The 6,827-nt window shown below is 67.8% G+C and carries 6 protein-coding genes and 1 pseudogene; 3 read left to right on the forward strand and 4 right to left on the reverse strand.

Translation table 11 applies throughout. The features are described from left to right. The first annotated feature begins 99 nt into the window (after positions 1 to 99). Positions 100 to 585, forward strand: coding sequence for an NUDIX domain-containing protein (locus H926_RS0110500; protein ID WP_022676255.1), 486 nt, complete (start codon positions 100 to 102; stop codon positions 583 to 585). A gap of 3 nt (positions 586 to 588) precedes the next feature. Here H926_RS0110500 and dinB read toward each other — a convergent pair whose 3' ends face one another. Then, the gene (dinB, locus tag H926_RS0110505) at positions 589 to 1,728 is read right to left on the reverse strand and encodes a DNA polymerase IV (RefSeq protein ID WP_051146328.1); all 1,140 of its coding nucleotides are present in this window, start codon (positions 1,726 to 1,728) and stop codon (positions 589 to 591) included. A 93-nt stretch (positions 1,729 to 1,821) separates the two neighbouring features. Between dinB and H926_RS0110510 the strand changes: the two genes are divergently transcribed. After that, complete coding sequence (locus H926_RS0110510) at positions 1,822 to 3,090, forward strand: multidrug effflux MFS transporter (RefSeq protein WP_022676257.1); 1,269 nt, start codon at positions 1,822 to 1,824, stop codon at positions 3,088 to 3,090. A 7-nt stretch (positions 3,091 to 3,097) separates the two neighbouring features. Here H926_RS0110510 and H926_RS0110515 read toward each other — a convergent pair whose 3' ends face one another. The 3 genes from H926_RS0110515 to apaG all read right to left on the reverse strand — a co-directional run bounded on the left by H926_RS0110515 (position 3,098) and on the right by apaG (position 6,497). After that, complete coding sequence (locus H926_RS0110515) at positions 3,098 to 5,098, reverse strand: bifunctional diguanylate cyclase/phosphodiesterase (RefSeq protein ID WP_022676258.1); 2,001 nt, start codon at positions 5,096 to 5,098, stop codon at positions 3,098 to 3,100. Between the two features lie 149 nt (positions 5,099 to 5,247). Then, positions 5,248 to 6,072, reverse strand: coding sequence for a LysR family transcriptional regulator (locus tag H926_RS0110520; RefSeq protein ID WP_022676259.1), 825 nt, complete (start codon positions 6,070 to 6,072; stop codon positions 5,248 to 5,250). A gap of 26 nt (positions 6,073 to 6,098) precedes the next feature. After that, the gene (gene apaG, locus H926_RS0110525) at positions 6,099 to 6,497 is read right to left on the reverse strand and encodes a Co2+/Mg2+ efflux protein ApaG (protein WP_022676260.1); all 399 of its coding nucleotides are present in this window, start codon (positions 6,495 to 6,497) and stop codon (positions 6,099 to 6,101) included. Positions 6,498 to 6,602: 105 nt separating this feature from the next. Between apaG and H926_RS26870 the strand changes: the two are divergent. Further along, positions 6,603 to 6,827: pseudogene (locus tag H926_RS26870) on the forward strand (recombination protein O N-terminal domain-containing protein); the annotation flags it as partial.

Raw genomic sequence — 6,827 nt, forward strand, 5'->3', positions numbered from 1 at the left:
TCTGCCCCACCCATTGCCGCAGCCAGGGTAAGCCACAGGCCCGCGCGCAGGATGCGGGAAAGGCTCGATTTCGGTGGCTCTAGCCGCTAGGCCAAGGGCATGCCCGCCTGGTTTCCATCTTCCTGGCACCGCGCCCTGCTGCGGCTGGCCCATCGGCTGCGCGTGGCCTGGTGGCGCTGGCGCCGCGTGCCGGTGCCCGGCTGCATGGTCGTGGCGCGCGATGCGCAAGGCCGCGTGCTGCTGGTGCGGCACAGCTATCACCACAGCCATGCCTGGATGCTGCCCGGCGGAGGCCTGGCGCGCGGGGAAAGCCCGGTGGCAACCGCCGCGCGCGAACTGGCCGAGGAAACCGGCTGCACGCTGCACGATGCGGTGCATTTTACCGATCACCTGCGCGATCGCGGCGGCTGGCTCAACCAGATCGCGCTGGTGGCTGGAACCGCGCTGGGCAGCCCGCGCGCCGATGGACGCGAACTGCTCGACGCCGCATTCTTTCCCGTCGCGGCTTTGCCCGAGACCACCAGCCCCGCCACGCGCGAGATGATCGCCTTGTGGCAGGATTACGCGCGCCAGCAGCAGCAATAGGCGTCAAAAAGGGAGCTGCGCCTGCCCCGGCGGCGCGGCAACAGCGGCTGGCTGGCCCGGCTCTTCCAGTGCCGAGAGCGTTACCCCCATCAGCCGCACCGGCTGTGGCAGCGGCAAGACCTGGTCGAGCAGGCCGCGTGCCACATCGGCCAGTGCATCGCGGCTCGCCACCGGGGTTGCCAGCGAACGGGCACGGCTCATCGCCGTAAAGTCCTTGAACTTCAGCTTGAGCGTCACGGTGCGGCCGGCCACGTCGGCCCGTGCCACGCGATCCCACGCCAGGTCGATGATCGTTTCCAGCGTTTCGCGCAGGACTGGGCCAGATGACAGGTCACGATCGAACGTGCGCTCTGCCCCCACAGACTTGCGCGGACGATCGGCGGTCACCGCGCGTAGATCGATTCCCCGCGCCGCGCGATAGAGATAATCGGCCTGGGCACCAAAATGCTGGCGCAAGGTGGCCAGGCTTTGCGCGCGCAGGTCTGCTCCGGTGGCAATGCCCAGCGCCGCCATCTTTTCCGCGCCGCGCGGCCCCACCCCGTGAAACCGGGCCACCGGCAGGCCGGCGACGAAGGCCGCACCCTCACCTGGGCGGATCACGCACAGGCCATCGGGCTTGTTCTGGTCACTCGCCAGCTTGGCCAGGAACTTGTTGTAGGACACCCCGGCGCTGGCGGTCAGCCCGGTCTGCGCGCGGATGCGCTGGCGAATGAGTTCGGCGATGCGCGTGGCCGATCCGATCCCGCGCAAGTCACGCGTGACATCGAGATAGGCCTCGTCGAGCGACAGCGGCTCCACATCGAGGGTGTAATCCAGGAAGATCGCGCGAATCTGTTGCGACACCATGCGATAGACATCGAAGCGCGGGCGCCGAAAGATCAGATCGGGGCACAGTTGCACCGCGCGTGCCGAGGGCATGGCCGAACGCACACCAAACCGGCGCGCCTCATAGCTGGCCGCGGCCACCACCCCGCGCGCGGCATTGCCGCCCACGGCCACAGGCTTGCCGCGCAGCTCGGGCGCGTCGCGCTGCTCCACGCTGGCATAGAAGGCATCCATGTCGACATGGATGATCTTGCGCAGGCCCGGCGCCTCATCGGCATCGGGCACGGGAAAAGGGGGCGAAGGCGGGGATTCGGACATCGGCATGAATGCGGCGTCCGTCATGCCACAAACAACGGTCAAGGGCTGCAACAAAACCTTGGATTGCCGCGCCCTGCCTGCCATAGGATCGTTATGCAACCTGACTATCCAGCCCGACGGCGCCCGATCAAGGCGCTGGGTGGGCGCGAATTCATTGCCATGATGGCGCTGCTCATGGCGCTTCAGGCGCTGGCCATCGATGCCATGCTGCCTGGGCTCGGGCAGATCGCCGCAGACCTGGGCGTCAGCGATCCCAATCGCCGCCAGCTGGTGGTGGGGATATTCCTGGTTTCGGCCGGCGTGGGCGCGCTGGTGCCTGGCGCGCTGGCCGATCGCCACGGCCGGCGCCCGGTGCTGCTGGTCACGATCGTGCTCTATGTCGCGCTGGCCCTGGGCTGCGCCATGGCGCCTGATTTCGATACCCTGCTGGTGCTGCGCGCACTGCATGCGGTGTCGAGTGCCGGTGTGGCGGTGCTGCCGGCCGCGATCGTGCGCGATCGTTTTGCCGGAGACCAGATGGCACGCACCCTCTCGACCGTCTCCACCGTGTTCATGGTCGTGCCGATGCTGGCGCCCAGTGTGGGGCAATTCGTGCTGCTGTTTGCCGGCTGGCGCTGGATCTTCGGGGTGCTGGCGGTGCTGGCAACGATCATGGGCGTGTGGGTGTTCATGCGCCTGCCCGAAACGCTCGACCCGGCCAACCGCCAGCCGATCATGCCGATGACCATCGCGCGCAACATGGCCCATTCGGCGATCGAGCGGTCTTCGGCCGGCTATGTCCTGGGGGCAGCGCTCGTTTTCGGGGCGATGTTCGGATACATCAACTGCTCGCAGCAACTCGTGGCCGAACACTTTGGCGCGGGCCGTTATTTCCCGCTGATCTTTGGCGCCACGGCGCTGTCGCTATCGTTCTCCAATTTCTTCAACGCCCGCATCGTCGAACGTTTTGGCGCGCGGCGCGTGTCGCAGACGGCGCTGCTGGCGTGCATCTGCCTCAGCCTGTTGCAGGTGCATTTCGCCTTCAGCCCGCACCAGACGCTGCTGCGCTTCATGCCGGTGATGGCCGCCAACATTTGCGCGATGGGCTTTATCGGCGCCAATTTCAGCTCGATCGCGCTGCAGCCCTTTGCCCGCACCGCAGGCGCGGCCAGTTCGATGCAGATGTTCATGCGCACGCTGATCGGCTCGCTGATCGGCATCGCGATCGGCCAGGTCTATGACGGCACGGCGCGGCCCCTGTCGCTGGCATTCGTCACCTGCGGGCTGCTATCGCTGTGCCTCGTGCTCTATTCCGAGCGCGGCCGCCTGTTCCGCCGCCTGATTCCGCCGGGCGGGGAGCGGGTGCTGGTGGACGTGCATTGATCGCCTGTCAGGCCACGGCACGGCCGATGGCAGCCAGCGCCACGCCGGCGCGTTCGGGCCGGGCGAAGTGATAGCCCTGCATCAGGCGGATGCCGAGCGCACGGGCCGTAGCGACCTGCGCTTCATCCTCCACGCCTTCGATCATGCACTCGATGCCCAGTTGCCAGGCAAACGAGACGATCGTGCCCACGATCGCCCGCGCGCCCGGATCGCTGGACAGCGCGGCAGCCAGCCCGCGATCGATCTTGACCATGTCGAGCGGCAGATCGCGCAATTGCGACAGGCTAGACCAGCCCGCCCCGAAATCATCGAGCGCGAGGCGGAAACCCGCCGCCCGGAATGCCTCGAGCTGGGCGTGGGCGCGGCGCGGATCGGCGATCAGCGCCGCTTCGGTCACTTCCAGCATGAAGCGCGCCGGGTCGGCGCCGGCATCGCGCACCAGCCGGGCAAGGGAGTCGACCGCGCCCTCGCGCGTTACATCCCGCGGGGTCAGGTTGATCGCCACCGTCAGCCCCTGGCGCCAGGCATCGCATTCCGCCAGCGTCCGGCCCATCACCGCCTGGGTCAGTTCGCCGGTGCGGCCGGTCGCCGCGGCCAGATCGATGAACTCGCCCGGTGCCAGCCAGGTCTGCCCATCGGGCGACCAGCGGGCAAAGGCCTCGAACCCGACGACCGCCAGGCTGTCCACATCATAATAGGGCTGGTAGAGCAGGCGCAGCCGATCATCCAACAGGCAATCGTTGAACTGGCGAGTCATCGCGCTGCGCTGCTGCAGGGCGGTTTCGTCGTCCGGGCCAAATAGCACGATGGCGCCCTCGCCCCGCTTCTTGGCCTTGTAGAGCGCGGCGTCGGCGCGTTCCAGGCAGGCGCCCACGCTGGGCCCGCGCACGCGATGAAGGCCGGTGGAAGCGTGCAGGCGCAGGCTGACCCCGTTGTGGAGCACCGGCGCGCGCACCGACTGCGCCAGGTCTTGCGCGGCAGCGGTGACGCCGGTGGCGTCGAGCCGGCCATCGAACAGGATGGCAAATTCATCGCCGCCCAGGCGCCCATGCGCGAGGACGCCGGAAATCGCACCGATGCGCGTGGCCACCGCGCGCAGCACATCGTCACCGGCGGCATGGCCATAGGTGTCGTTGACGTGCTTGAACCCGTCGAGATCGAGCAAGGCCAGCCACGGGGCCGCCAATTCATGCCGGCCCACATCCTGATCCAAACGCGCCAGGATTGCCCGGCGATTGAGCGCCCCGGTCAGGGCATCGCGCGAGGCCTGTTCGAAATTCCTTTCCGCCAGCCGCGCCGCCAGGCGTTCGCGCCGCGCCAATTGCTGGCGTGACAGTTCCAGCCGGACGAAATCGGCATGGAAACCGAATGTCATAGCCAGCACGGTGAGATTGGCCATGACCAGCAGCAGGACCACCGGCCACAGGTGCGTGCCATCCACCACGAGATAGACGGTACAAGCCGGCACGGTGGAGGCAAAGACCAGCCGCAGCGCCGCCGCCGGAGCATGCGCAAGGCCGAGCACCCCTGCCACGGAAATTACCGAGAGCAAGACGCAGAGCAATGCGCGCTGCGCCTCGCCGCCGACACAATAGAGATAGAGCGCCCACAGCACCGCAAACAGCACCGAAAGGCCCACGCTGGTTGGCAGCGCATCGAGATCCTTGCGCCGCAGCGCCAGAGGCCGGCGCTCCACTTGCACAGGCAGCCAGTGCCAGCCGCGCTCTGCCACGAACACCATCATGACAACGCCCGGCACCAGCACCGGCCACGGCACGGTGCCGGCCACCCGCATGATCACCAGCCCGACCGCCAGCAACGCCAGCAACGACAGCAGTGGCAGGCGGCGGGAGAGATTGTGCGTATAGGCCGCGACCATCGCCTCACCGCGGTACGCGCGCCGGTGGGCCCCATCCATGATCGCGCCCAGCAGCGCCCCTATCACCCGGCTGCGGGCGCGCAGGCGCGGACGCAGCGGCAAGGATTCGGCCGCGATGGCAGCGACCATCCCAACCTGTTCCGCCTGAGGGTTTCCACTAAGGGGTTCCATCTCGCGGGCATAGGACCCAGGCGGTTAACAGGTGGTATGCGTCGGCGTTTCAACGGTTTGTTACAGCAGGTTGTCTGCCAACGCTGTCACGCCGGGATCGCGCGGATTCAGGTCTCCGCCAGGGCCGCAACCAGGGCCTTGACCTTTTTTTGGCGCCACTGCGGCAAGGGAGCGACCAGCCAATAGCCGCGCCGGCTGTTCTCCACCTCACCCAGGGCGACGACGCGGCCGGTCGAGAGGGCATATTCGGCCAGGAGCAGCGGCACGCGCGCCTTGCCCAGGCCCGCCGCAGCGGCGCTGATCGCAGTGCCGGCGTCGCCCACGGAAAACGCCACTTCGCGCCCCTCACCCGCTGGCACCGGATCACCGGGCCAGCCGATCCAGGCGCCATCGCCGTTTTCGCCGCTCACGTCGGCAAAGCCGGGAGCGGCGACGATCACGGTTTGCGGCGCGCCGAGCGGAATGCCTTCGAGTTCGCCCGGCCCTTCGGCCCAGCGCACGGCCAGATCGAGATTGGCCTCGGTGAAATCGATATCGCCATCGCCGCCAACCAGCGAAAAGCGCAATGCCGGGTTTTCGGCGCGAAACGCGGCCAGCCGCTGGCTGAACCAGGCGGCAAAGAAATCGCGCGGGCAGGCAATGGTATAGACGTGGCTGGATTGCCCCGCCTGCATCGCCTGCACGCCTTCCTCAAAGCGCAGGAAGCCCTCGCGGATGGCATCGAGGCCGGCGGCCGCCTCGTCGGTCAGTTCCAGCCCCTTGGACGTGCGGCGAAACAGCACGACGCCGAGCAGGTCTTCCAGCGCGCGGATCTGCTGGCCCACGGCGGCGGGCGTCACCGCCAACTCGTCGGCCGCGCGGGTGAACGACAGGTGGCGTGCCGCAGCGTCGAGCACGCGCAGCCCGTTGAGCGGGAGATGGGTCCGCTTCATTGGTGGTATCGCCCTTCGCTTGGCGGTCAGTTGGCCGTGGCCGGGGCGGCCAGCGGAAAGAACGGAATGGCTACGTCAAACACGCTGCCATCGTCACGGCGCATGGTATAGTGCCCCTCCATGCTGCCGGTGGGCGTGCCGAGCGGGCAGCCCGAGACATAGTCATGCGCCTGGCCTGGCAGCAGGCGGGGCTGTTCGCCCACCACGCCTTCGCCATCGACAAAGCTGACATGGCCGCGCCCATCAGTGATGCGCCAATGCCGGGTGATCAACTGGGCCGGCTCGGCCGAATCATTCTCGATGCGGATGTGATAGACCCAGAACCACTTGCCGGCCGCCACGCGCGATTGCTCCGGCAGAAAATTGACCGCCACCCGGACGGTCATTCCCTGCGTAATCGCGGCATGCTGGAATAGCTGCTTCATCCTTGGCAACCTAACGCACTTGTGCCTTTGTTCCAATGCCCGAAATGGACTTTCCCGGCAGGACGCTTGCCCTGGGCGACGCCACGCGGCACAGGCAGGCAGGTGATGGATGACGCAACGCCGCCTTCGCTTCCCGATGCCGGGCCAGTGCCGCAGATCGTCTGCGCGGTGCTGGCGCATGGCGAAACCGGCGCGGTGGTGCGCCTGCTGGGCAGCGAAACCGGCCTGGTTGCGGCCTATGTTGCCGGCGCGCGCGGCCGCACGCTGCGGCCCGTGCTGATCCCGGGCAACCTGGTGGCGGCAGACCTGGTGCGGCGCAGCGAAAGCCGC

Source organism: Novosphingobium sp. B-7, assembly GCF_000410615.1.
Lineage (GTDB): Bacteria > Pseudomonadota > Alphaproteobacteria > Sphingomonadales > Sphingomonadaceae > Novosphingobium > Novosphingobium capsulatum.